The organism is Clostridium sp. AF23-6LB (assembly GCF_003461085.1).
Taxonomy (GTDB): domain Bacteria; phylum Bacillota; class Clostridia; order Lachnospirales; family Lachnospiraceae; genus Coprococcus; species Coprococcus ammoniilyticus.
Window position 1 is genome coordinate 222,836 of record NZ_QTWK01000001.1, and the last position, 26,205, is coordinate 249,040.

The window sequence follows — 26,205 nt, forward strand, 5'->3', positions numbered from 1 at the left end:
GCTGATCTGTTCCTATGTGAATACTACCAAAGAGTTTATTGACAATGTGAACAGATCAGCGTTTTCTATATTCTTTGAATTGTCTCTATTATTTATCACTTCTTATTATGGTAACGAGTGATGTCAGCAGCAAGAACATCGGATAAAAAAGCTTCGGCATGATCTGAAAAGCAGAAATGGAATCACCCAGTTCTCCTACCGCGGCAATTGCAACTAACATCTGCGCACCATATGGGATCATCCCTTGAAAGATGCAGGAAAAGGTATCAAGCAAAGAGGCAGTCTTCTTCGGAGAGATTCCATATTCCTGTGCCATTTCTCCAGCAATCGGATTTGCCATAACGATCGCTACCGTATTGTTTGCAGTTGCAATATCCATTGTTCCGACTAACAACCCCATTCCGAGCTGTCCGCCTTTCTTTCCGCGAAAAATCCTGTGTATCCAACTGAGAAGTGCATCGAAACCGCCATATTCCCGGATCAGTGCACATAACGCCGCAACTAATATTGCTACCATACAGGTTTCAAACATTCCGGAAACACCGGAACCCATATTTGTCAGAAGATCAACAGGTGCAGTATGTCCCCATATCAGCATAATAAATGCTCCGGATACAATCCCCGTAAGTAATACGATAAATACATTCAGCCCTATAATTCCACCGATCAACACCAGAACATACGGTATGATCTGCACCAGATTATAAGACTGGCTGACCTGACCCTGTATGTCGGTCTGAAATGAAAGTACAAGAATTAATATCAGCGTTATAACCGCTGCCGGAAACGCGATCCAGAAATTCTCCCGGAATTTGTCTTTCATCTCACATCCCTGTCCATTACATGCCGCAATCGTCGTATCTGAGATAAAAGAAAGATTATCCCCAAACATTGCTCCACCCATAACCGATGCAACACAAAATGCCATATCAAAGCCAGACGCTCTCGACACTGCTACAGCAATCGGTGTTAACAATGTGATCGTTCCAACTGAAGTGCCCATAGCAACTGATACAAAGCAGGCAACAACAAACAAAACCGCTACTGAAAATCTTGCCGGGATCAGTGTCAGCATAAAATATGCTACGCTCTCGGCGCTGCTTCTTCCGACTACCCCGACAAATGAACCCGCTGCCAGGAAGATCAACAGCATCGTTATAATATTCTTGTCCCCAACTCCCTGTGCCATAATCTCAAGCTTCTTATCAAATACCAATTCCCGGTTCTGGATACATGCGACCAGGATAGCTGCAAGAAATGCCACGATGATAGGCACATTATAAAAGCCCATCGGAATTTTCATCACATATTCAAATATAATCCCAAGTCCCAGATACAATACCAGAAATACACCGATCGGCAACAGTGCGATCGCTCTGCCCTTTTTCTCATTCATTTTAATACCTCTCCAAATCACTTATTTAGCAGGAACCGTTCCCGCCTGTCATACTTTCTAATAATAACATATTTTTGTACAGTTCGGCGCATTTTACCGAATATTTTGGTGTAATTTTCGGCTATCATTTCCATTGAAATGCTTTTTTTCGTATGCTAGAATGGTAAACGTTGTATTGTAAGTAATTTTAATATCATAAAGAAAGAGTGAAAAAAATGAAGATTACCAGAGATGATATCAGAAATGTTGCGATTATTGCCCATGTTGACCATGGCAAAACAACATTAGTGGATGAACTTTTGAAACAGAGTGGTGTATTCCGTGATAATCAGGAAGTTACCGAACGTGTCATGGACTCAAATGATATTGAACGTGAACGTGGTATCACGATTCTTTCCAAAAACACTGCCGTCCGTTATGGTAAGACAAAGATCAACATTATCGACACTCCGGGACATGCTGATTTCGGTGGTGAAGTAGAACGTGTCCTGAAGATGGTAAATGGTGTTATTCTTGTTGTTGATGCTTTCGAAGGTGCCATGCCACAGACCAAATTCGTTCTGAAGAAAGCATTGGAGCTGAACCTCAGTGTTATTGTATGTGTAAATAAATGTGACCGTCCTGAAGCTCGTCCTAAAGAGGTTGTAGATGAAGTTCTTGAGCTTCTGATCGAATTGGATGCAAATGACGATCAGCTTGACTGCCCATTTGTATTTGCATCAGCAAAGACAGGTGTTGCTTCTCTTGATCCAGATGAACCGGGTACAGATATGAAGCCACTATTTGATACCATCGTTGATTATATTCCTGCTCCTACCGGTGATCCGGATGCAGGTACACAGGTTCTGATCAGCACGATCGACTACAATGAATATGTAGGCCGTATCGGTGTTGGCAAGGTTGACAACGGTAAGGTCGTTGTAAATGAGCCTGTTGTTATTGTAAATGAACACGACCCTGACAGAATGTTAAAGGTTAAAATCGGTAAGCTCTATGTTTACGAGGGTCTGAATAAAGTAGAAGTAAATGAAGCAGACATCGGATCGATCGTAGCCATCTCCGGTATTGCAGATGTTAATATCGGTGATACGATCTGTTCTCCTGAAAATCCGGAACCAATCCCATTCCAGAAAATTTCAGAGCCAACTATTTCCATGACATTCATGGTAAATGATTCTCCTTTCGCCGGTAAGGAAGGAAAGTTTGTAACCTCCAGACATTTACGTGACAGATTGTTCCGTGAATTAAATACAGATGTCAGTCTCCGTGTAGAAGAAACAGAGACAACAGAAGCTTTCAAGGTATCCGGTCGTGGCGAACTTCACTTATCCGTCCTGATCGAGAACATGAGACGTGAAGGATATGAATTTGCAGTCAGCAAAGCCGAAGTTATCTATAAGACAGACGAACGCGGTAAGAAGCTTGAACCATTTGAGATTGCATATATCGATGTTCCGGATGAATTTACCGGAACAGTTATTAATATGTTAAATTCCAGAAAGGGTGAACTTCAGGGTATGGCTCCTACCGGAAACGGTACAACCAGACTGGAGTTCCTTGTACCTTCCCGTGGACTGATCGGTTTCCGTGGTGACTTCATGACCGCTACAAAGGGAAATGGTGTTATCAATACGATCTTTGATGAATATCTCCCATATAAGGGTGATATGAACTATCGTTCACAGGGTTCTCTGATTGCATACGAGACCGGTACTTCTATCACTTATGGTCTGTTCAATGCACAGGAAAGAGGTACACTGTTCATCGGACCAGGTGAACCTGTATATGCCGGAATGGTTATCGGTGAAAATGGACGTACCGATGATATCGAAGTAAATGTCTGCAAGAAGAAACAGTTGACCAACACCCGTTCTTCCGGTGCTGATGATGCATTAAAGCTGACACCTCCTAAGGTACTCAGTCTGGAGCAGGCACTTGACTTCATCGATACAGATGAGCTTCTTGAGATCACTCCTAAGAGCTTCCGTATCCGTAAGAAGATCCTTGATCCTACACTTCGTTTCCGTGCTAAGAGAGATGCCGGAAATAAATAAGCATTTATGTTATAATAATAAATATTACAGTAAGACCGCAGGCAGTCTGATCGCTACCTGCGGTCTTTTATTTGTAGGATAACAAGAAAAGCCCTGTATTTTCATACAGAGCTTTTCTTATCAGATTTATTAATCCTCCCATGGGCGGATTCTGTATTTTGCACCGATCGAATCACAGATTCTCCGGCATTCTTCCTCTTCCTCTTTTGTAATCGTGGTATCTACAGTCGTCATAACTACATTTGGTACATACTTTGTAGAACTTCTTGCAAAGTCAAGCATCGCATCAAAGGATTTATCTCCAAACTTACTTCTGACCAGTTCATGATACCGATCTGCATTCGGCGTATTCAAGCTGATCGATACCGTATCGATCAGGCCTTCCATCTCCGGTGTGATATCTCTGCCATTTACAAGATTTCCCAGTCCATTCGTATTCAAACGCATCGGCATATGATAAGTCTCCTTTACAAATGCCGCAACCTTCTTCAACACCTCAAAGGCTTCCGTCGGTTCTCCGAATCCACAGAACACAACCTCATTAAACCGGCTCATATCGAATTTTGCAAATTCAGCAATCACTTCTTCTGCTGATGGTTCCCTCTCTAACCACAGACTCTTTGATTCACCAACATGATCCATGTTCTGTCTGAGACAGAATGTACATGCACATGGGCATTTATTTGTCAGATTTACATACAGATTATTATGAACTTTATATAATATCTCCATACTATTCGCCTCCTGTTATCTGGCAAGCTTGTACAGACATTCCTCAAAACACACTCCATCGGTCAATGGAAGCTCCATCTCAACGGAACGTTTGATACATTCTTTAATAAATACACTTGCCTTCTTAACTGATTCTGTAAAATCTACATTATTTACGGCATCCGCCGCAAGAATCGCCGAAAAGACATCTCCGGTACCGGAGCGCGACTCTCCGATCTTCTTTGTCTTCACAACGGTTACTTTTTCATTTTCATAGCAGAAGTTAGCAAGGAAGCTTCCCCGCCTGATTCCTGTTATCACAACTTTTGCCTGTCTGCTCTCTGACTGTGCTACCAGCTTCTCCGCCATAGCTTTCAGTTCATCCATATGCCAGTCATCCTTATATGGTGTATCCGTCAGAACACATGCCTCTGTGGTATTTGGAGTAAGGATATCAGCAAACCGCACCAGCTTTTTCATCTGCTGGCACAGTTCGTCTGTATAGGTCGGATATGGTTTGCCATAGTCACCCATTACCGGATCCACGATCACCTTTGTCTCCGGTCTTTTAAAATCCGTAAGGAACCGTTCCACTATACTGATCTGTTCACTGGAACCCAGGAATCCGGTACAGACACCGGAAAACTGCAGATCCAGCTTCTTCCATTCATCGATATACCTCTGCATATGATCTGTAAAATCTTCATAATAGAAGCTGTCAAACCCCGTATGATTGGAAAAAATCGACGTCGGAACCGGACAGCACTGAACCTTCATTACAGAAATAATCGGCATTGCTACTGCTATGGAACAGCGTCCAAATCCTGAGTAATCATTTATAACTGCTATCTTTTTCTGGTTATTATGCGAACCCTGCATATCTTATGCACCTTTCTAACATAAAATCTTGGGTGTATATCAAAATAATCTTCTATCCGGTCATCTTATACATAAATACCTGATTTCCTCTGTTACTGTCTTACCTTGATATGAACCTCACGGAGCTGCTGCTCTGTAACCTCACCAGGAGCGCCACACATCAGATCCTGTGCATTTCCGTTCATAGGGAACGGAATGATCTCACGAATATTTTCTTCATTACGAAGGAGCATGATCATACGATCAACACCAGGAGCCATACCTGCATGTGGTGGTGCGCCAAACTGGAATGCATTGTAAAGTGCTCCAAACTTTGTCTTCAGATCTTCTTCTGTGTATCCTGCGATCTCAAATGCTTTTACCATAATCTGCATGTCGTGATTTCTGACAGCACCGGATGAAAGCTCGATACCATTGCATACGATATCATACTGGTATGCGAGAACATCTAACGGATTCTTCTCATTTAGAGCTTCCAGACCACCCTGTGGCATGGAGAACGGATTATGTGTAAAGATGATCTTCTTTGTTTCCTTATCGTACTCGTACATAGGGAAATCGTTAATATAGCAGAATCTGTATGCATTCTTCTCGATCATATCAAGTCTTGCACCGATCTCATTACGAAGCTGTCCAGCAAAGGAAGCTGCCAGTTCTTCTACATCGGCAATGAAGAAGATAGTATCTCCTGCTTTCAGATTTGCAAGCTCTGCGATCTCGCTCTTCATATCATCCGGAATGAACTTATCGATTGGTCCCTTGTATGTCATATCGTCCAGAACTTCCAGATATCCAAGACCACCCATACCGATAGACTGAGCATACTTTAAGAGCTTCTCATGCTGTCCCTTTGACAGTTTCTTCGGTACATTGATCGCACGTACAGTCTTGCCGTGGAATGGCTTAAATGTACATCTCTGGAAGAAATCTGTCAGATCGATGATACGAAGCGGGTTACGAAGATCCGGCTTATCCGTACCGAATTCTAACATTGCCTGCTTATAGCTGATGATCGGATAAGGAGCCTGTGTTACAACAGAGCCTTCCGGTGCAAATTTCTCAAATGTTGCTGAGAGGACTTCCTCTCCTACTTTAAATACATCTTCCTGTGTTGCAAAGCTCATCTCAAAATCGAGCTGATAGAACTCACCCGGTGAACGGTCTGCTCTTGCATCCTCGTCACGGAAGCATGGTGCGATCTGGAAGTATTTGTCAAATCCTGCAACCATCAGAAGCTGCTTGTACTGCTGTGGAGCCTGTGGCAGAGCATAGAACTTGCCTTTAAATTTTCTGGATGGAACAATATAGTCTCTTGCACCTTCCGGTGATGAAGCACACAGAATCGGTGTCTGGATCTCCAAGAATCCCATCTCTGTCATCTTCTGACGAAGGAAGCTGATCACCTGTGAACGGAAGATCATATTATCCTTTACTTTTTTATTTCTAAGATCCAGATATCTGTATTTGAGTCGGACATCTTCTCTTGTCTCCTTGGATGTCATGATCTCAAACGGAACCTGCTTGTATACTCTTCCAAGCACTTCTACGGAATGTGCCTCCAGTTCGATCGTTCCTGTCGGGATCTTTGGATTGTATGTCTCCTCATCTCTGTGCTCGATCACACCTGAGATGGATACACAATCCTCTTTTGTAAGTCCATCTAATAATGAAGTGTCTCTCATAACTACCTGAAGAACACCATACATATCTCTCAGGTCGATGAAGGATACACCACCATGGTCACGGATGTTCTCGATCCATCCTGCCACCTTCAGCTCTGCGCCAACGTCGCTTTCGCTGATCTCATTTAAGGTTCTGTTACGATAAATGTTTGAAATGGTCATTGTCTGCATTATCTCCTTTGACTGATTTTTATATTTCACAGGTTGCATAAAAAAAGAACTATGCCTGCCCTGCATCCAGGACGAACATAATTCATATCCGCGGTACCACCTGATTTACTGTCTCTTATCTGACAGTCCCTTTCCTTGTTTCACGCACAATTGCGGCGCACCTACTACTGTGAGGTCCATTTCGCAGAACAACCATCTCGCATTTTCCGGTCATCTCTGCAAATGTCTTCTTCACGGGTTCAGCTTGCAGCTGTTAGAGTGTTATTCACGCTTATTCATTCTGCCGGATTCTCACCACCGCCGACTCTCTGGGAGCGATAAAAAGCGCTACTTCTCTCCGTCTTCGCCTTTTCAATGTGTCAATTATATAGCAGGGAAAATGGCTTGTCAACGGACTTTTTTTAAAAATACACCCCCATTCATAAAAAAATACTTGCCACATAAAAACAATTATGCTAGTATTGCTTTAAACCGTTGAAGGAGAGTAAGTACATGATGTGACAAACATCCCAGAGAGCTGCCGCCGGTGGAAGGCAGTATGTTTTCCATGATGGAATGGACTCCCGAGGGCAAGCTGAACGATGTGGTACGATTCCTGTATATGCATTCTGTATGTAAGCCGGAGATGATACTCCGTTAAGAACGAGATATCTGTAATGTATGTATTTGCAGACAATGAGCGGGCGTATCTGATACGTCAAGCCGGGTGGCACCGCAGGAAACAGTTTCTAATGAACAATCTCCTGTCCCAGCATTTTTATACTGGGGCAGTTTTTTTATGTCTTAACATCTATCACAAATCCATGCAAAATTCTTTGCCCACAAGGATGATGATTTTGCAAAATGCATGACATTATAAAATTCCCCGGAACATATTTATATATCCCATCAAAGATAACCGGGATAACTTAAACTATTTATACAAATGAATCAAGCATTGGAGGGTTATGATTATGAAAAAAGATGCAAACATTCCTTACAAAATCTATTTAAGTGAAAACGAGATCCCAAAAGAGTGGTATAACGTACGTGCCGATATGAAGAACAAGCCGGCACCTCTGTTAAATCCGGGAACACTTCAGCCAATGACAGCCGATGATCTTCGTCCTGTATTCTGTGACGAACTGATCGCGCAGGAGCTGGATGACACCACTCCATACATCCCGATTCCACAGGAAATTCAGGACTTCTATAAAATGTACCGTCCTGCTCCACTGGTTCGTGCATACTGTCTGGAAGAAAAACTGCAGACACCAGCTAAGATCTACTACAAATTTGAAGGAAACAACACAAGCGGCAGCCACAAATTAAACTCCGCTATCGCTCAGGCTTATTATGCTAAGCAGCAGGGTTTAAAGGGTGTTACAACCGAGACCGGTGCCGGTCAGTGGGGAACCGCCCTCTCTATGGCATGCTCCTACTTTGGTCTGGACTGTCAGGTATATATGGTTAAGGTTTCCTATGAACAGAAGCCATTCCGTCGTGAAGTTATGCGTACCTACGGTGCAACCGTAACTCCATCTCCTAGTACCACAACAGAGGTTGGCCGCAAGATCCTTGCTGAGCATCCTGGAACAACCGGAAGCCTTGGCTGTGCCATCTCAGAAGCTGTTGAAGCAGAGTCCAAGCAGGAAGGCTATCGTTATGTACTCGGAAGTGTACTGAATCAGGTATTACTTCACCAGACTGTTATCGGTCTTGAAACAAAAGCAGCACTTGACAAATATAACATCACACCGGATATCATCATCGGATGTGCCGGCGGCGGTTCAAACCTCGGTGGTCTGATCTCCCCATTTGCAGGCGAGGTTCTCCGTGGCGAGAAGAACTACCAGATCATCGCTGTAGAACCGGCATCCTGCCCAAGTCTGACAAGGGGTGTCTATGCCTATGATTTCTGTGATACCGGCAAGGTATGTCCACTGGCAAAGATGTACACCCTCGGAAGCGGATTCATTCCTTCACCAAACCATGCAGGCGGACTTCGTTATCACGGTATGAGCCCGGTTGTATCCCAGCTCTATCATGATGGCATCATTGAAGCCAGAAGCGTTGAACAGACAGCAGTATTTGAAGCAGCAACCCAATTTGCAAGAGTGGAAGGTATTCTTCCTGCTCCTGAAAGCAGCCACGCGATCCGAGTTGCTATCGACGAGGCACTGAAATGTAAAGAAACCGGAGAAGAAAAGACGATCGTCTTTGGTCTGACCGGAACCGGATACTTTGATATGGTGGCTTACGGCAAATATAACGATGGTGAGATGAGCGATTATATTCCTACCGACGAAGATTTGAAGGCAGGTTTTGACGGAATCCCTCATTTTCCCGGAAATGAGTTCTAAACTTCCCCTATAAAAAAGGAAGCTGGCAATACATAGTATTGTCAGCTTCCTTTTTCTAGTATTCAACTTATAGGATATACTTCATGCTAATATCTTTTTTCATTTTTATTCTGTTTTCTTCATTACCGCAACAGCTTCCGGACTTCGGTGTTGTAGGTATCCGGATCGTTGGCTTTGCGGATCTTTTTTAATATCTTCTGCTGGTCGGGAGCTTCAAAGAGACATCCCATAAACGACCACAACTCTTTCATCTTAAACATGACATTTCTCGCCCCAAGCCCTGCTTCCATATAACCGGCAAACAGTTCATCGTGGAATGCCAGAAGGATTCCTGCGTTATAGCAGCACCTCTGTTCTGCAATCTCCTGTGGAAGAAACGGATTTCCTATGATTCCACGTCCGATCATGATCTTATCAACCTGTGGATATCGTTTCTGAATATTTTTATAGCCGGCAACATCGGTAATATCACCATTATAGCAAAGGACACTTTCTGTCTGCTCTCCGTATCGTTCTACTGCCAGATCGAACATAGCAAGATCTACGCTGCCACCATAATAATCTTCTCTGGTTCTTGGATGAATGATCACTTCGGTAAATGGATATTTCATTAATACATCCAGTATATCCGGGAATTCATCTGCAAATTCCATTCCCAGTCTGGTCTTTACCGATATTTTGCAGATATCGGCTGCAAATATCTCCTCAAGGAAATGATCCAGCTTTGTGGGATCTGCCAGCATTCCTGAACCTTTTCCTTTTGAAACAACCGTACCGGAAGGACAACCCATGTTTATATTGATCTCATCATATCCCATATCAACTAAAGCTTTTGCCGCTTTTATAAAGCCTTCTGAATGATTCGTCAGAATCTGTGGGATCACCATTATGCCCGTATTATGTTCAGGGCGAACATCCGCCAGCTCACGATGTCTGAACGGTTTCCCCTTTGCAGGAGCTATAAAAGGCGTAAAATACCGATCGATTCCTCCAAAATATTTCTGGTATGCATTTCTGTATATATATCCGGTTATCCCCTCTAAAGGTGCCAGATAGAGCATCTTAATTCTCCTTCCAATTATTAAAACATATGTCATCATGATAATCGCAGACACAGACTTCTTATACTTTTATGTCATCACAGCAGTCGTCAAACTCAGTACTCAAATATAGCCAGTGATATATGTTATCTGCATATTCTCACCGGCTATATTCTGACTTATATTTCTATTATATACTTTTATTACTCTACACTGTAGTTTGGAGCTTCCTTTGTGATATGGATATCATGTGGATGACTCTCTTTTAATGACGCTGCTGAGATCTTAACAAACTCTGCTTTCTCATGTAATTCAGGAATGTTATGAGCACCACAGTATCCCATACCGGAACGAAGTCCGCCGATCAACTGGAATACAGTATCTTCTACAGAACCCTTGTATGCAACACGTCCTTCTACTCCTTCCGGAACAAGCTTCTTTGCATTCTCCTGGAAGTATCTGTCCTTGCTGCCGTTCTCCATAGCTGCGATAGAACCCATACCTCTGTATACCTTGTACTTACGTCCCTGATATAATTCGAAGTCACCAGGAGCTTCATCTGTACCTGCAAATAAGCTACCCATCATACATACGTTTGCACCTGCTGCAATTGCCTTTGTGATATCACCTGAATACTTGATACCACCATCAGCGATAACAGGAATACCTGCATTCATGGCTGCATCATATGCTTCCATAATAGCTGTAATCTGCGGAACACCGATACCTGCTACAACACGAGTTGTACAGATAGAACCAGGTCCGATACCAATCTTAACTGCATCTACACCCATATCGATCATTGCCTGTGTACCGGCCTTAGTCGCTACATTACCGGCGATAACCTGAAGATCCGGATACTTCTCCTTTACCATCTTGAAAGTACGAAGTACATTTGCTGAATGCCCATGTGCTGTATCAATAACAATAGCATCAACCTTTGCTGATACAAGTTCAGCGACACGATCCAGAATATTTGCTGTACATCCAACGGCTGCTGCACAGAGAAGTCTTCCCTGTGGATCCTTAGCAGAATGTGGATATTTGATCGTCTTTTCAATATCCTTAATTGTGATAAGTCCTTTTAATCTGAAATCATCGTCAACGATCGGAAGCTTTTCTTTGCGAGCCTTTGCAAGAATCTTCTTTGCTTCCGGTAATGTAATGCCTTCCTTTGCTGTGATCAGACCTTCTGAAGTCATTGACTCGCTGATCTTCTTGGAATAATCTTCTTCAAACATCAGGTCACGGTTTGTAATGATACCGACTAATTTGCCATCCTCTGTGATAGGCACACCTGAAATTCTGAACTTTGCCATAAGTGCATTTGCATCGGCAAGTGTATGCTCAGGAGATAAATAAAATGGGTCAGAAATTACACCATTCTCAGAACGCTTAACCTTATCTACTTCCTCTGCCTGCTCCTCGATTGACATATTTTTGTGAATAACACCGATACCACCCTGACGAGCCATAGCGATAGCCATTCTGTGCTCTGTTACGGTATCCATACCGGCACTCATAAGAGGAATCTGAAGCTGTATTTTCTTTGTTAAGTTAGTTGTTAAATCCACGTCATTTGGAAGCACCTCAGAATATGCAGGTACTAATAATACGTCATCAAATGTAATTCCTTCGCCTATGATCTTACCCATTTTTTTCTCTCACTTTCTTTTTTTTATTTGTAAGTTGATATAACAGGAGCATTCAAACGAACGCTCCTGTTATATCCAAAATATATGATGCTATGCTATCAAATAACCTATTTAATGTCAAGATTATTTATTACCAAAAAATTTCTTTTTTATGAGAAATTATCAGTTATCTTTAATTTTCTGCTACCGGAGCCTGATAAATAAACGCTTCCGACTTTCCGATATCAATGCTGTCATCACCAACCTGAGCAACATAGACTTCCTCGCCATCGTCAAACGTGATATCAGGAATAAACAGAGTATTCCGGTCTATATAGATTGTTTCCTTCTTGAATCCGTTGTTGATCCAAACAAAACTGCATTCATTGAAATTCTCACCCTTGATATAATATCCATGGAGCTGCTCCGGCGCTTTCTCCGGGTTATCGGACAATTTCTGATAATCGCCTTCTTTTATATCCGTAATATAGATTGGTTCTACACCATACTGCATATCGGTAGGCTCATATGGCCAGCCATCCGGATACATATATCGCTTACCGTATAACATATCATATTCTACATTCCACATTACATCGCTGTATTCAGGATCATCTTCGCTGTAAAGTGTATGCACCTTCTGCATGGCACTCTTTTCAAGTCCGATCACATCAAACAGCTTCGTACTCAGATCATAAGCCGGAATGTCTTCATCTTTATCAATGAAATGCTTCATATTGCTCCATATGAAATATTCCGTCTGGTACAAATTTCCATTCTCTACGTCATCATTTGTCAGTTCAAATCCCGGTAAATGATCACCATACATTACCAGTACTACATCTTCATCATAATTCTTCAGTTCTTCAATTAAATCCTTGATAAATTCATCCATCTCATGAAGCTGATTGCAATAATATGTCCATTCATTGTCCAGTTCTTCACTTCCCGTACCTGTTACTTTTACCGGATAAGAATAATTCTCATAATCTAATTCACTCGGATATCTTCCATGTCCCTGAACACTGACCGTGAAGATAAAATCCCTGTCCTCTGTAGATTTCAGGGTCTTCATGATCTCTCCGGTCAGTACATTATCCTTTTCCCAGTTTTTCTGGGTATGCTCTACGTCATACATGTATTCCATAGGGGTAAATGTATCAAAGCCAAGATTCTTGTATACGATATAACGGTCATAGAATGTACCGTCATGGTTATGCATCGCATGAGTAGAATAACCAAGCTTTTTAAACTGTGTCGCCATCGTCTCACAGGTTGTGCTTCCAAGTACCGTCTTATATGGATATTCACCAGCACCGAAGTATGCCACATCAAATCCGGAAAGCACCTCAAATTCCGAATTTGCCGTTCCCGCTCCGATTGCAGGCATCGTAAGGAAACCGGACGAACATTCTTCTTTTAATTTTGTGAAATTCGGAATCGGATTCATATTAAAAGATAATTCTTTTACATAAGATGGATCCATGAAAGATTCCAACTGAACTACAATTACGTTTGGCTTTCTCTTTGCAAATTTTGCTCCCGAAGCTTTCACCGTATCCAGTTCATCCTTGATCTCAAACATCTTTTCTTCACTGTAATCTGACGGCTCGCTGATTCCGACATCCACTACACTGTTTGAAAAGCAATATACAAAACCATATTTATCATATGCTGTTGCCAGATTTGCAAAGTTATCCGAGATTGCCTGCGCATTTAATGCAATCTTTGTAAACAGCATAACCATACAAAAAGATGCAACGATCAGAACCGTTGTACGAATCCTGTAAATATTTCCCTGGATTGTCGGGGATTTTAAGAACAATATGATAACCGCTGCCAGTGCAACAAATAACGCTGCACCGATGAATACAATCTGCCATACTGAGAAATACTTATCAATGATGGTGATCGTATTTCTCGCCATCAGCATATCGATCGCTGAAAACGGAGTGATACGAAAACCTAAAACAATACAGTTCGTTACACCACAAAGCAGCCATGCAAATGAAATAATACCATAACCAAACACTCTCTTACGCATCAGCAGTGCCAATGTCAAAGTAAAAAAGATAATGGAACAGTTATACAGGAACACCAATGGTTCATTCACAATATATTTCATCGTATTGATAAATGAGTGTCTTCCCAATATCTCCAAAATAATATCCAGCACAATTGCAATCGCAACACACTGGAATATAGCTGTACTACACAATTTCTTCAATTTGTCTTTCATCTAAAACTCCATTCTGCCGTGATTCGGCAACCACTAACCAAATACTTAATGCAATCCTGTTATCTTATTCATAAACCGGTAATTTCAGAATAAGATTAAACCGGTTTCATTATAGCATTCCTTTCTTTTTATTCAATCCGCAAATTTTACAAATAATTACCTCATTTTTTCATTTTTTGCGTAATTTTTACTTACTTTTCTTCTATCTATATCTTTGGGAATGCTTTATATGATGGAAAATATCATATTTCGGAGGAAACTACAATAAAACAATTATTAAATCTTCTTTAGGATTCTTAAGATGATTAAGACTTTGAGCCCAAATGAGCCACTGCCATTTATCGTAAAACACGCATGACTCTCCTCCTTTCGATTCCGATCCGATCTGCATGGAACGCCGGGCACGATAAATTCGTTGTGCCAGGCGTTCCAGCATCGGATCATCGAAAGTCAGTCGTCTATGCTACTGTTTTTCTGATAAATGGCAGTGGCTCATATGGTTGGTTTCAAAACCTTTGCTACATAAAAATAGGAAGTCTTAAATAAGACTTCCTATAAAATAATAAGAGCGCGAGACGGGGATCGAACCCGCGACCCCCTCCTTGGCAAGGAGGTGCTCCACCGCTGAGCCACTCGCGCATTTTCCATTGTTGTGATTTGTTTGCCTCACAACAATGGATATGTTATCATAAGACGTTGTATCTGTCAACAACTTTTTTCAACTTTTTTAAATATTTTTTTCACGCAATGAATTACCGCATTGAGCCTAGTTGTTTTCATCCTCTGAAGGCGCCTGAACAGACTCATTTTCAATGGTCTGCAACTGCCCTTTTGCTCTGCGAACATAGCCAACGATGAGCACAACTGCACCAACTAAAAAGCATGCAAATCCAAGAAGCTGTGATACACGGATACCGGAATTGCCGATCATTAAGGAATCTGTACGAAGTCCTTCAACGATACATCTTCCAAGTCCATAGCCTGCTACATAGATAAATGCGAATTCACCTGTAAACTTCTGATGCTTTCTATATATAAGAAGAAAGATCAGCAACATCAGATTCCAGAGTGACTCATACAGGAACGTAGGATGTACTGTTATACATTCCATACCATGAAGTGTCTGTGTATTTGCAAGCATGGTATCTGAGATCACTCCACTGTTGATCAGACTGTTTAGTGTTCCTTCATGTCTGTAATAATCAAGAGGGATTCCCATCGCAAATACAGAATCTGTATACGCACCAAACGCCTCCCTGTTGAAGAAATTGCCCCAGCGTCCAAGGATCTGTCCGATCAGCAGACCAAACGCTGCTGTGTCGGCAAGCCGAAGCACATTTACCTTCCGCTTCTTCGCAAAGATGCATCCGGTAATAACACCAGCAATTACACCACCATAGATCGCAAGTCCGCCACCTCTGATATTTAACATGCCAAGGATGGTTTCTTTTATATTTCCCGCCACTATATACTGATCCAGCCGGAACAATATATAATAAATTCTTGCGCCTAAGATTACCGGAATGATCAGGATCAGGATAAAGTCCAGATACATTTCCGGATCCTGCCCTGTTCGTTTCGCTTCATTTGTCACAAGGAAGTAGGCAAGGATAAATCCACACATAATGATGATACCGTAAAACCGGATCTCAAAGCTGCCAATGGATATATGATCACCTACATGCTTCAGGAAGATTCCCAAATGCGGAAAGATAATACTGTTAAAATATTCTGAAATTGTTTCCATTTTCTTGTTATCTCCTAAAGGAAGCTGTTTTATACGTTGAACTTAAAGAGGATGACATCTCCGTCCTCTACCACATATTCTTTACCTTCCTGTCTTACCAGACCTTTTTCTTTGGCAGCTACCATATTGCCACATTCCATAAGATCTTTATAGCTTACAACCTCTGCCTTGATGAATCCACGCTCAAAATCAGAATGGATCTTGCCGGCTGCTCCCGGCGCTTTTGTTCCCTTCTTGATCGTCCATGCTCTGGATTCTGTCTCACCGGCTGTCAGATAACTGATCAGTCCAAGCAGTGAATAGCTTGCCTTTATCAGTTTATCAAGACCGGATTCTTTTACTCCAAGATCTTCCAAAAACATTTTCTTTTCTTCGTCATCCAGTTCTGCCAGCTCCTGCTCGATCTGTGCACAGACAACAAACACTTCTGAATCAAATTCTTTTGCGTATTCTTTTACTTTCTGAACATGCTCATTTGATGCTCCATCATCTGCTACATCGTCTTCGCTTACATTTGCTGCGAAAATAACCGGTTTCCATGTAAGAAGGTTGTATTCCTCGATCCAACCCTGTTCGTCCTCATCTGTTACTTCAAGAGTCTTTGCAAGCTTGCCTTCCTCCAAATGTGCTTTGATACGCTGCTGGAAATCCAGCTCCTTTGCAAGCATCTTATCATTTCTTGCACCTCGTATCGTCTTTGCTATTCTACGATCCAGAACTTCAATATCGGAAAAGATCAGCTCCAGATTAATCGTTTCAATATCACGGATCGGATCAACCGAACCATCTACATGAATAACATTTGTATCTTCAAAGCATCTGACAACATGAACGATCGCATCTACCTCTCTGATATTTGCAAGGAACTGGTTTCCCAGACCTTCGCCTTTGGATGCGCCCTTTACGAGTCCTGCGATATCTACGAATTCAATAACTGCAGGAGTGGTCTTTGCTGAGTGATACATCTCTGTCAGCTTGTCTAACCTCTCATCCGGTACTGCAACGACACCAACATTTGGGTCGATGGTACAGAATGGATAGTTTGCTGATTCTGCACCTGCTTTTGTCAGAGAGTTAAATAATGTACTTTTTCCAACATTGGGAAGTCCAACTATGCCGAGCTTCATGGTTATAATTCCTCCTTAAAACCTTGATTTATAAGGTCATACAACTCATACCATTCAGCCATATTACGTTATGTCAGATGGCCGTTCAAAGTTGATGCCACAAGGTAATTTTTCTCTGTATTCTTGTTCTTTACCTGTATAATGGCGCAAAAAAGCCCCAAAATAGCACGATGATTATACTACATTGGGGCATAAAATTCAATGATTATCAGCCGGTTGCCGTCAAATTACTGTCAAATTCCAAGACGCATTCTCAGAATTCCCAATATCAGAAGATGCACCGGATAAAACAAATAGTTCACAAGCTTATTCTGCTTTCCACGCTTTCCATTATAAGTAAGCATCAGGCCAAAACCCAGAAGTGCCCATGGTTCCTTATACATCGATGCAAAATTAAACGGAATAGCAATAATCGGTCTGTCATGAAAAAGATACAGAAAATAACCGATCAACACCGCATGGGAATCATAATCCAGACTCAGATTCATGGCTATCAGACAAGTTACTGCTACAATTATACAAGATACCACAAGAACTTGGGCAGCGTCTGCATCTTCTTTTTCAGGGCATCAATAATCCAGATCATCGCCAACACCAGCGCAAGCGTAAACATGATATTATTCCAGTTTGGTTCAAAAAATACATTAGATGTACACATATCAAACGGAACCTCTGATATAATTCCAAATACCAGGAGTGTTCCCAAATATCTCCATCGATTTCTCGTTTTAAAATATCCCTCCACCAACAGGGAAATAAAGATAGGAAATGCGATCCTGCCTAATATATCAAACAGTTCACTCATAACTATTAAAGCCTTACTGTTAAAATATATGAAAAATGTTTTATTAACATGATCGATCAACATTGAAGCAAATGCTATATATTTCAGTTGTGCACCGGATAATAATTTTATCTTTTCTTTCATCTTTAATAACGTTCCTCTCCTACTTAAAAATAACTCTGTCTCTCGTCAATAGCGTAACAACCTCTGTATGCTCAGTAAATGGGAAGAGATCAAATGGTGTGATCTTTAACACCTGATAGCCATGTGTGGTCAGATACTTCAGATCCCTCGCAAGGGTATCCGGTCCACAGGAAATATAAACTACCTTACGCGGAGACAACGTTACAACGGAAGAAAGAAATTCTTCCGTGCTTCCTGAACGAGGCGGATCCATAAACACAACATCAATATGCTCATCTGCGTCTGCCAGTTCTACCATAAACCTGCCTGCATCATTTGCATAGAACTCGATATTTTCTATCTTGTTCATCCGGCTGTTAATCTTCGCATCACGGATTGCTTCTGCATTCAGTTCCACACCAATCACTCGTTTTGCCCGGTCGCTTGCAACGATACCAATCGTTCCGATTCCGCAGTATGCATCTATCACCGTCTCTTTCTTTTTCAGATCCGCATATTTGATCGCCTTGTTATATAATTTCTCCGTCTGAACAGAATTGATCTGGTAAAAGCTTCCCGGCGACAGACGAAACCGTTTGCCACAGAGAACATCTTCTATATAGCCTTTGCCATAGATGACCTGATTTCGGTCACCTAACACCATATTCGTATCCTTTGTATTTATATTCTGAACGATCGTTGTGATCTCCGGATGAAGCTTCAAAAGTGCATTTGCAAAATTCTTCTTCGACGGAAATACCGGAGATGCCGTCACAATGATCACCATGATCTGTCCGGTCTGATGTGCTGTCCGGATCAGTACATGACGGATCAGTCCATATCCGCTGTCTTCATTATAGATCATCATTTTAAATGACCGGAACAGCTCTGTGATATCCTGAATGATCGCATCCGCCCGCTGATCTTCGATCTTGCAGCCTTTTGTCTCTATGACATTATGAGTACCCTCCTGATATCGGCCGGAGATGATCGTACCATTCTTCAGTTTTCTGAATTCCGCACATACTTTGTTCCTGTAATAATACGGATTTTCCATTCCCACGATTGGATCGACCGGTGCAAATCCTGAAAGCAGCTTTTCCATCTCTGTCTGCTTCTTTACAAGTAATCTCCGGTATTCTTCGTCTGTATATTCGTATGCCACGGGGTTAGGTTTCTTATTTGGGGACTGGACTTTTCTGCCATCCGGTTTTCTATTTCCCGGCTGTCCCTTTATATTTTCTTTCATATTTTATTTCCTTTCAAATCTCTCGTCTAAACATAGCAAAAACCAAACACATGGTCAACAACATTTCCTTGAATGTATATGACTTATGGCCTGGTTTTTTCTTTGCTCTATGCTTTACCTGTCAGGACGACTTTTGTCATATCGTGTCCGACCGCATCCAGATACAATCCGAATACATCTGTCGTGCGCATCCGCAGACTGGATGTATTCACACATGGGTGGCAGCCAAGATACTCGCCTTTTAATATGTCTTCATCCACCAGCAGCCGTACATGATGCTCCGTATCATTCATCAGTCCCATGACACTGACAGCCCCCGGTTCGATATCCAGATATTTCTCCATGTCCTCAGCCGATGCAAATGACAGTCTTGCGCTCCCGATCTGTGAAGTGATCTCCTTCGTTTTAAACGGCTTGTCTCCCGGTATCATCAACAGATAAAACTGTGTCTTCTGACGATTGCACAGGAAAAGATTCTTACAGATTGTCGCCTGCAACATCTTATCAATCTCCTCACATACTTCCATCGTAAATGCCGGTTCATGGTCGACTCTCTTATATTCTATTCCAAGATGGTCAAGAAAATCATATACCCGAATCTCCTTCTCCAGTCTTCCTTCCGTATTCTCCGGTCTTCCATTCAAAAGTTCCAACAGTACTTTGCCCTCCCGTTCCTTATATCTACCTCTGCTGTTCATCCAGCATATGCTCAAACTCCGGAATCGGAACAGGCTTGGAAAAATAAAATCCCTGAGATACACTACATCCATTATCATAAAGGAAATCTGCCGTTCCTCGATTCTCTACGCCTTCTGCTATAATACTTAAGCCCAAATCATTTGACATGGATATCACATGAGAAATGATCGTCTTACCCTGTTTACTGTCCAAACATTCATCCAAAAACTGCCGATCCATCTTCAATACGTCAAATGGTGTATTCTTCAACATACAAAGGGAAGAATAACCTGATCCGAAATCATCCATTAACAATGTAAATCCCGCCTGTTTCAAACTATTGATATAAGACAATGATTCTGCATTCTCCGTTGTCTCCGTGATCTCTAACTGGAACAGCTCCATCGGAATCTGATATTTGTCGATCAGATTCCTGATATATCCTGCAACATCTTCTTTCTGAAGATAGGTTCTCGACACATTCACCGAGATTGGAAGTGGTTGCCTTCCGGTATCCAGCCATCTTCTGATAACTTTACATACCATCTCCCACATGAAACAGTCTAATTTGTATATAAATCCATTTGCCTCAAATACCGGAATAAATTCCATCGGCGACTTGCATTTTCCATTTGCATCAATCCAGCGCACAAGTGCCTCTGCTCCGACGATCTTCGCATGGCTTCTGTCATACTGGTACTTCGGCTGAAGATAAACCTGAAATTCTTCCCGTCTCAGAGCCTCCTCCTCAACTTCCTCGATCGCTCCCGTCTGTTTCACATGATTCATCAGCGTATCCTCATAGAATACAACCTTATTCAAAATCGTCCGCTTACCCTCTGCACGGGCAAGTCCTGCTTCATCTCCATGCTTGCGATATGCCGTTGAGCTGCCCGGTACGATATTCACTCCATATGTAATGCTTAACTTGATATCACCATATCTCCGAATCTTTTCATCAAGTTTATCAATAAATTCCATGATTTCTTCTCTGGAATTATAATAGGTCACGATCTGGAATACATCCGCTGACAATCTACAATGCAGATGTTCCTTATCACACATCACATCCAGCGTGTCATATATATACCGAAGAATATTATCTCCTGTATCACTGCCATACTTCTCATTGATATACTTAAATCTACGGACATCAAACTGAATATATGCATACTCCCGCTCCGGATGCTCTGCCTGAAAACGTGCAATCTTCTTGAGAAAGAATGCCGGATTCTTATCATTGCTAAACGATGTCACAATCTCCCGATTCTCTAATTCCTGTTTGCGCATGATCCGTATCATGCCCACATACTCCCGAATCAATCCTTTTTCATCTTTCTCAAGGTAACAAAGGACTGCCATCAGAGCTTTCTTCCCTGATCTGGTCTCAAGATGCACCCATGTCTCCAAGTCATCCATCTTGATCGGCTCTTTTGTTCCCTGCTCAATCTGTCTATACAAATTGCACATTTTATTCTTCTCTGTTTCTTCTATACATGTGCAGTTGCAAAATGCTTTTAGTAAATTTTTATCATCCGGATTCAACTCATCAGGCAGAATATCATTTTCCTCAATCGTGTAAAACCGATCTTGCAGATTCGCGTAAAAATATATGGCGTCGCGGTGATTTTTCCTTATTCTGTTAATCTCTCTCCATGATTCAAATGCCATAATAATATCTTCTCCCAACAATGAATACTTACCTAATTTTACATGTTCTGTTCCCACAGGAACTTGCTATTATATATATATTAACATGTTCTTTAGCAAAAAGAAAGTTTGCATCCGACTTAATTATTCGGAAATTAAGTGAAATTTGGGTTAATCAATTACTTAATTTCTTGTTAATTGTCAACCAGTCAAGAAACGCCTGACAGCCTTCTACAACATCTTCATAAGTCTCCCGAAAATTTCCACTGTACCACGGATCTCTGACATCTGCATCTCGTCCGGCAAACTCCAGCATCTTATAGATCTTATCCCCACGTCTGTGTCCGGTCATTCGTTCAATATTCCTCATATTCATAGAATCCATACCGATCAGATAATCGTAATGATCATAATCTGAGGCTGTAAGCTGCACGGCCCGTTTGCCTTTGCAGCTTATCCCATGTCTGGCAAGTTCTTCTCTTGCCGGCGGATACACCGGATTCCCTACACCATTCCAAATCTCTTCTGTGCTGGTGGCTGCCGATGCGATCTCAAACTGATCGGCAATGCCACGTTTTGTTACTATATCTTTTAATATGAATTCTGCCATGGGGGAACGGCAGATGTTGCCGTGGCAGATGAAAAGTACTTTTATCATAGTTTTGTTTCTCCTTGTTTTGCCCGGAAATGCCCTACCTCGACTATCGTCTCGGTCGCGGCAGTCGCAAAATGCCCGATTATGCAAGCATATCGGGACACTTCGCTCGTTGCTTCGCGTATTTTGCAAAGGTTTTCGGGGTTATTGTGATATGCTCTAAAATTACAAATTGTGGCAGATTGGAGCAGAACCCTGCAAGTTGTTACTACCTGTTAGTAGCAAAATTGGTAGTAAAAGGGAAATGGTTACTACTAAAGGTTTTGCCGTTCCTTCTGCATCTGCTCAAATACTTCATCCCATTCTTTCTCGTCACGCCACGCATCATTTTCTGATATTACTGCTTTTCCGTCATCATTATACTTGGTGTTATCTGACGCCATTTTATAAGATTTTTCACTGTATTGAGTCATTATCTGTTTCTCCTTTTTGTCCTAGTATATCTTAGTTCCTAATATTTCGTGGTAATCTTGGTTTTGCTCTAAAGTTACAAATTGCGGCAAATCAGAGCAGAATTGAGCAAATTTTTACTACTTGTTAGTGTTAGTTGTAAAGTTGGTAGTAAAAAAAGAGGGGGGCTACTAACACAGTTAGAAAATGAAATCGCTTATGTAATTTCCTACAATACCTAAAACTGTTCCAATAACAACTGTTCCCACTATAAAATTTCTTTTAGAAGCATTTTTCTCCTCAATATGGTCCTATGTCAAGATTTAGTACAAGTTAAAATGAGAAACTTTTCCCATTTTAATCCGCCAGAAGCTCAGCCTCAGTGTGCGTTCTTTCATACAATCGTTCAAATTCATTTGGTGACATATAGTTACAATGGCTATGAATTCGTTTCGTATTGTAGAAAGCTTCCAGATATTCAAAAATCAACTGGTATGCCTGCTTATAATCGCGAATTTTAAAGCGATTGAGCCATTCACGTTTGATAATAGAATGAAAGGATTCAATGCATGCATTATCCCACGGAAAAGCCTTCTTCGAGTAGCTACGCTGCATATTTTCGGTCGCTTTTATATATTCCTTTGCAACATATTGGCTGCCACGATCCGAATGGATAATTAATGGTTGATCGATATTTCGGCGAGCTTTGGCTTTGTTTATCGTATCAATCACGCAGGATACTTCCAGTGTTTTTGAAAGTGTCCATGCTATGATTTTTCTGGAAAATAAATCCATAATACTGGTCAGATAGACAAATCCGTCTATTGTCCAGATGTAGGTGATATCCGAACACAAGACGGCATTCGGGCGGTCAGGATTAAACTGCTCATCGAGGATATTTTGTAATTCAGTGCTGAAATCAGAATCTTTTGTGGTAATTGTCCATGGCTTGCTCCACTGGGCACGGATTCCCATTTGACACATGTATGTACCAACAGTTCTTTCCGAAATGACTTCACCGGTTTTCCGCAATTCTACAGTGATTTTCGGAGCACCGTAGTTCTGCTTGGAATCATCATATATATCCTGTATTTTTGCTTTTACAGATTCACGGCGTTTTTCTGTATCAGAAGGCACGCGGTGGAGCCATGCACGATATCCTGAACGTGAGGCACCTAAAAATTTCAACATTCCGGAGACGGAACCCCGGCGTCCAGCCTTTTGGGCAGCTTCCGTCTTCTCAGACACTTCGAGATAAATGGCTTCCGTCATTTTCCCAGAATGTTGATTGCTTTTTTTAATACATCAAGTGCATCTTGGGCATCACGTAATTAACGTCTGAGACGGGCGATTTCCTTCTGTTCATCGGATGCGTAATTACCAGAACCACGAACAGGAATATCACCAGATTCCCGGAAGTCTTTCAGCCACTTTGTTAATGTGCTGTATCCGATGCCAAGATTTTCTACACATCCACGTACACCAAGATCTTTATGATCCTCGTAGTACTGGATTGCATCAAGGTTAAATTGTTTGTCATGTTGCTTTGCCATATGAGATCCTCCTTCAGCATGCTTCTATTGTATCATGCTTATGTGTACTTGGAATTTCTCATTTTGGCTTGTACTATTTATATTCTAGCATCAAGTTGATCAACTTCTGCTTCGTATACTGATTCAGTGTGAGTATCAAACAGCACCCATTCCACTAATCAAAACTGTCCGGATTATCCTGTAAGAATCTGTTTACTGTATGTACTGCAATCTTTGCTGCCAACTCAACCGGAAAACTATATACTCCAGTTGATATGGAAGGAAATGCAATAGACCTGATTCCATTATCCATTGCCAGCTTCATAGAATTAAAATAACAGTTAGCAAGAAGTTCCTCTTCTCTATTTCTTCCACCATTCCATATTGGTCCTACAGTATGTATCACATAATCACATGGCAGATTATAGGCTTTTGTTATCTTTGCTTCTCCAGTCTCACATCCTTGAAGTGTCCTGCACTCTACCAAAAGCTCCGGTCCTGCCGCTCTATGAATCGCTCCATCTACACCACCTCCGCCAAGCAGAGAATTATTTGCAGCATTAACGATTGCCTGCACATCTGTTACTTTTGTTATGTCACCTTTTATCGTTTTAATCAAATACATTGTTTAATATTCCTTCTCTATTTCGCCATCTATTCCATACATTTTCTTGAATGCATCAAGGTCTGCCTGATTCTTAATCAGCATAACCTCGTCTATCTTACCTGTATGAATATTCTTAAATCCGGCAACCTGCTCGCCATTACATATGCTCGCCTTGATTACTGGTTTCTTATTTCCTTTATCATATGTCTTTGTAACTATATTTTTCTTAAATAGTCCCACTCTGAGCACCTTCTTTTGATTTTGCCATCAGTATAAGTTTTTCAAAGGGCTGTGCAAAGCGTACGCCATCTTCTTCTGTACGCTTTCTCGGTCCTTTCATATGATTCTTATGAGAGCTGCGCCTTACCTTCTTATTAAGATGTCGCTCCATAAGCATCTGATCTATGTTCTCATTCGTGTACCACTTACCGGATTGGTGAATAGCATATGCACCTTTCCCAAGTGCCATAGCAGCGACACCATAATCCTGCGATACTACTACATCCCCTTTATGACAAATGCTGATCAGTTTATAATCCACTGCATCTGCTCCTGCACTTACCACAATCACCTTGCTGCAATCAGAATACAAAATATGATTCGTATCACACAGCAATGTGGTGGAAATATTGTATTTCTCTGCTATTGTCTCGACAATGTCCACTACCGGACACGCATCTGCATCTACAAATATCTGCACTAACCTCTCTCCATTTCTCGTTGAATCCATGTCATAATTACATCTACAAGGTAATCCTGCTGCACCTGACTCAATTCCTTGCCTGGCTGCATTTTATGCCACTTTCGGATGCACTCCCTACAACATGTTGCCGTTGCATGCTGAGCAATAAATACTGGGTGACCTTTCATCGGTGTTTGTTTACCATCATTCGCTATATATGCAGGAGCTTCTCTCTTTGCAATAAAATCCTTTGCATGTTGTCTGATTGTGTCCAACCCTTTTTCATTTATGTAATCAATATCTTTCTGCTTCAGATGGAAACTGCTTCGGAACTTGGAATTATCCAGCCGCTCAAATAACTGCCTGTACCATTCATCCTTCGTCATTAAAACTTCACTACTTCCGGCTCATGTGTAAATGATGAAAATGTAGCTGTCGCATTTTTAAAATAGAACACCTCTGTATTTCCATCATCTGCTGAGTACATATTCTGTAAAGATGGATAAGCATCGAGCATAGACTGTCTTGCTTCTCTTCTGTCATCTTCTACAAGTTCTCCGGCTACACGAAGCCACTCGCCATTTTTAAATGCACAGATTTCCACCTTCGGGTTTGCGTGAATCTGCTTTGAAACATCCTTTACCTTGCCAGTCTGAATATACAGTTTTCCTTCAAAAATGTGTGCTGTACCAAAAGGTCTTACCCTTGGCTGGTCTCCTTCTACTGTCGCCAAATAATATGTCTCTGCTTCTTTTAAAAATTTTACTACTCGTTCCATGATGTAATCCTCCTGTCGTCTTTTATAATTATTTATTTCGAAAAGCATTCATCTA

At 41.5% G+C, this 26,205-nt stretch carries 24 protein-coding genes, 1 tRNA gene and 1 pseudogene; 2 read left to right on the plus strand and 24 right to left on the minus strand.

The window, feature by feature from the left end; all coding sequences use genetic code 11:
* Window positions 1-88: 88 nt before the first annotated feature.
* Window positions 89-1,396, minus strand: coding sequence for a Na+/H+ antiporter NhaC family protein (locus tag DWY07_RS00950; RefSeq protein WP_117821948.1), 1,308 nt, complete (start codon window positions 1,394-1,396; stop codon window positions 89-91).
* 215 nt (window positions 1,397-1,611) lie between these two features.
* Between DWY07_RS00950 and typA the strand changes: the two genes are divergently transcribed.
* Window positions 1,612-3,450, plus strand: coding sequence for a translational GTPase TypA (typA, locus tag DWY07_RS00955; protein ID WP_117821949.1), 1,839 nt, complete (start codon window positions 1,612-1,614; stop codon window positions 3,448-3,450).
* A 129-nt stretch (window positions 3,451-3,579) separates the two neighbouring features.
* Here typA and DWY07_RS00960 read toward each other — a convergent pair whose 3' ends face one another.
* The 3 genes from DWY07_RS00960 to aspS all read right to left on the minus strand — a co-directional run bounded on the left by DWY07_RS00960 (window position 3,580) and on the right by aspS (window position 6,884).
* On the minus strand, window positions 3,580-4,182 hold the full coding sequence (locus tag DWY07_RS00960; RefSeq protein ID WP_117821950.1) for a TIGR04100 family radical SAM protein: 603 nt from the start codon (window positions 4,180-4,182) through the stop codon (window positions 3,580-3,582).
* 15 nt (window positions 4,183-4,197) lie between these two features.
* Window positions 4,198-5,040, minus strand: a complete 843-nt coding sequence (locus DWY07_RS00965; protein ID WP_117821951.1) for a pyridoxamine kinase — start codon at window positions 5,038-5,040, stop codon at window positions 4,198-4,200.
* Between the two features lie 92 nt (window positions 5,041-5,132).
* A complete protein-coding gene (gene aspS / locus DWY07_RS00970) occupies window positions 5,133-6,884 on the minus strand; it encodes an aspartate--tRNA ligase (protein ID WP_117821952.1) in 1,752 nt (583 codons plus the stop codon).
* A 962-nt stretch (window positions 6,885-7,846) separates the two neighbouring features.
* Between aspS and DWY07_RS00975 the strand changes: the two genes are divergently transcribed.
* Window positions 7,847-9,235, plus strand: a complete 1,389-nt coding sequence (locus DWY07_RS00975) for a TrpB-like pyridoxal phosphate-dependent enzyme (RefSeq protein WP_117821953.1) — start codon at window positions 7,847-7,849, stop codon at window positions 9,233-9,235.
* A 122-nt stretch (window positions 9,236-9,357) separates the two neighbouring features.
* On the opposite strand, the gene DWY07_RS00980 is transcribed toward DWY07_RS00975, so the two are convergent.
* The 20 genes and pseudogenes from DWY07_RS00980 to DWY07_RS01065 form a co-directional block, all read right to left on the minus strand.
* Complete coding sequence (locus tag DWY07_RS00980; RefSeq protein WP_242997283.1) at window positions 9,358-10,296, minus strand: tRNA-dihydrouridine synthase family protein; 939 nt, start codon at window positions 10,294-10,296, stop codon at window positions 9,358-9,360.
* A 182-nt stretch (window positions 10,297-10,478) separates the two neighbouring features.
* Window positions 10,479-11,930, minus strand: coding sequence for an IMP dehydrogenase (gene guaB, locus DWY07_RS00985; RefSeq protein WP_008401827.1), 1,452 nt, complete (start codon window positions 11,928-11,930; stop codon window positions 10,479-10,481).
* 172 nt (window positions 11,931-12,102) lie between these two features.
* Window positions 12,103-14,148, minus strand: a complete 2,046-nt coding sequence (locus DWY07_RS00990) for an LTA synthase family protein (RefSeq protein WP_117821955.1) — start codon at window positions 14,146-14,148, stop codon at window positions 12,103-12,105.
* Between the two features lie 567 nt (window positions 14,149-14,715).
* Window positions 14,716-14,787 (minus strand) — tRNA-Gly (locus DWY07_RS00995).
* 127 nt (window positions 14,788-14,914) lie between these two features.
* Window positions 14,915-15,895, minus strand: a complete 981-nt coding sequence (gene lgt / locus DWY07_RS01000) for a prolipoprotein diacylglyceryl transferase (protein WP_117821956.1) — start codon at window positions 15,893-15,895, stop codon at window positions 14,915-14,917.
* 29 nt (window positions 15,896-15,924) lie between these two features.
* Window positions 15,925-17,022, minus strand: coding sequence for a redox-regulated ATPase YchF (gene ychF / locus DWY07_RS01005; RefSeq protein ID WP_117807322.1), 1,098 nt, complete (start codon window positions 17,020-17,022; stop codon window positions 15,925-15,927).
* A gap of 233 nt (window positions 17,023-17,255) precedes the next feature.
* Complete coding sequence (locus DWY07_RS13545) at window positions 17,256-17,552, minus strand: TraX family protein (RefSeq protein ID WP_347465040.1); 297 nt, start codon at window positions 17,550-17,552, stop codon at window positions 17,256-17,258.
* Window positions 17,537-17,950: a TraX family protein gene (locus tag DWY07_RS13550; RefSeq protein ID WP_347465043.1), complete on the minus strand. Its 414-nt coding sequence runs from the start codon at window positions 17,948-17,950 to the stop codon at window positions 17,537-17,539. The genes DWY07_RS13545 and DWY07_RS13550 overlap by 16 nt, the downstream gene beginning before the upstream one ends.
* Before the next feature lie 19 nt (window positions 17,951-17,969).
* Window positions 17,970-19,178: a 23S rRNA (uracil(1939)-C(5))-methyltransferase RlmD gene (gene rlmD / locus DWY07_RS01015; protein WP_117821957.1), complete on the minus strand. Its 1,209-nt coding sequence runs from the start codon at window positions 19,176-19,178 to the stop codon at window positions 17,970-17,972.
* Between the two features lie 107 nt (window positions 19,179-19,285).
* Entirely contained in the window at window positions 19,286-19,876 is a 591-nt protein-coding gene (locus DWY07_RS01020) for a prolyl-tRNA synthetase associated domain-containing protein (RefSeq protein WP_347465044.1), read from the minus strand.
* Entirely contained in the window at window positions 19,860-21,527 is a 1,668-nt protein-coding gene (locus DWY07_RS01025) for a GGDEF domain-containing phosphodiesterase (RefSeq protein ID WP_147340230.1), read from the minus strand. The genes DWY07_RS01020 and DWY07_RS01025 overlap by 17 nt, the downstream gene beginning before the upstream one ends.
* A 154-nt stretch (window positions 21,528-21,681) precedes the next feature.
* Window positions 21,682-22,164 (minus strand): low molecular weight protein-tyrosine-phosphatase, encoded by a 483-nt coding sequence (locus DWY07_RS01030; RefSeq protein ID WP_117821959.1) that lies wholly within the window; start codon window positions 22,162-22,164, stop codon window positions 21,682-21,684.
* Between the two features lie 251 nt (window positions 22,165-22,415).
* On the minus strand, window positions 22,416-22,574 hold the full coding sequence (locus DWY07_RS13130; protein ID WP_181983864.1) for a hypothetical protein: 159 nt from the start codon (window positions 22,572-22,574) through the stop codon (window positions 22,416-22,418).
* Window positions 22,575-22,908: 334 nt separating this feature from the next.
* Complete coding sequence (locus tag DWY07_RS01035; protein ID WP_117821960.1) at window positions 22,909-23,823, minus strand: IS3 family transposase; 915 nt, start codon at window positions 23,821-23,823, stop codon at window positions 22,909-22,911.
* A gap of 59 nt (window positions 23,824-23,882) precedes the next feature.
* The gene (locus DWY07_RS01040) at window positions 23,883-24,104 is read right to left on the minus strand and encodes a helix-turn-helix domain-containing protein (protein ID WP_242997284.1); all 222 of its coding nucleotides are present in this window, start codon (window positions 24,102-24,104) and stop codon (window positions 23,883-23,885) included.
* A 77-nt stretch (window positions 24,105-24,181) separates the two neighbouring features.
* Window positions 24,182-24,708 (minus strand): annotated as a pseudogene (locus DWY07_RS01045) (O-acetyl-ADP-ribose deacetylase).
* A 3-nt stretch (window positions 24,709-24,711) separates the two neighbouring features.
* Window positions 24,712-24,930 (minus strand): aspartate dehydrogenase, encoded by a 219-nt coding sequence (locus tag DWY07_RS01050; RefSeq protein WP_117821961.1) that lies wholly within the window; start codon window positions 24,928-24,930, stop codon window positions 24,712-24,714.
* Entirely contained in the window at window positions 24,917-25,390 is a 474-nt protein-coding gene (locus DWY07_RS01055; RefSeq protein WP_117821962.1) for a YaiI/YqxD family protein, read from the minus strand. The genes DWY07_RS01050 and DWY07_RS01055 overlap by 14 nt, the downstream gene beginning before the upstream one ends.
* Window positions 25,390-25,758, minus strand: a complete 369-nt coding sequence (locus tag DWY07_RS01060; protein WP_117821963.1) for a DUF4186 domain-containing protein — start codon at window positions 25,756-25,758, stop codon at window positions 25,390-25,392. The genes DWY07_RS01055 and DWY07_RS01060 overlap by 1 nt, the downstream gene beginning before the upstream one ends.
* Window positions 25,758-26,150, minus strand: a complete 393-nt coding sequence (locus tag DWY07_RS01065; RefSeq protein ID WP_117821964.1) for a pyridoxamine 5'-phosphate oxidase family protein — start codon at window positions 26,148-26,150, stop codon at window positions 25,758-25,760. The genes DWY07_RS01060 and DWY07_RS01065 overlap by 1 nt, the downstream gene beginning before the upstream one ends.
* Window positions 26,151-26,205: the final 55 nt, after the last annotated feature.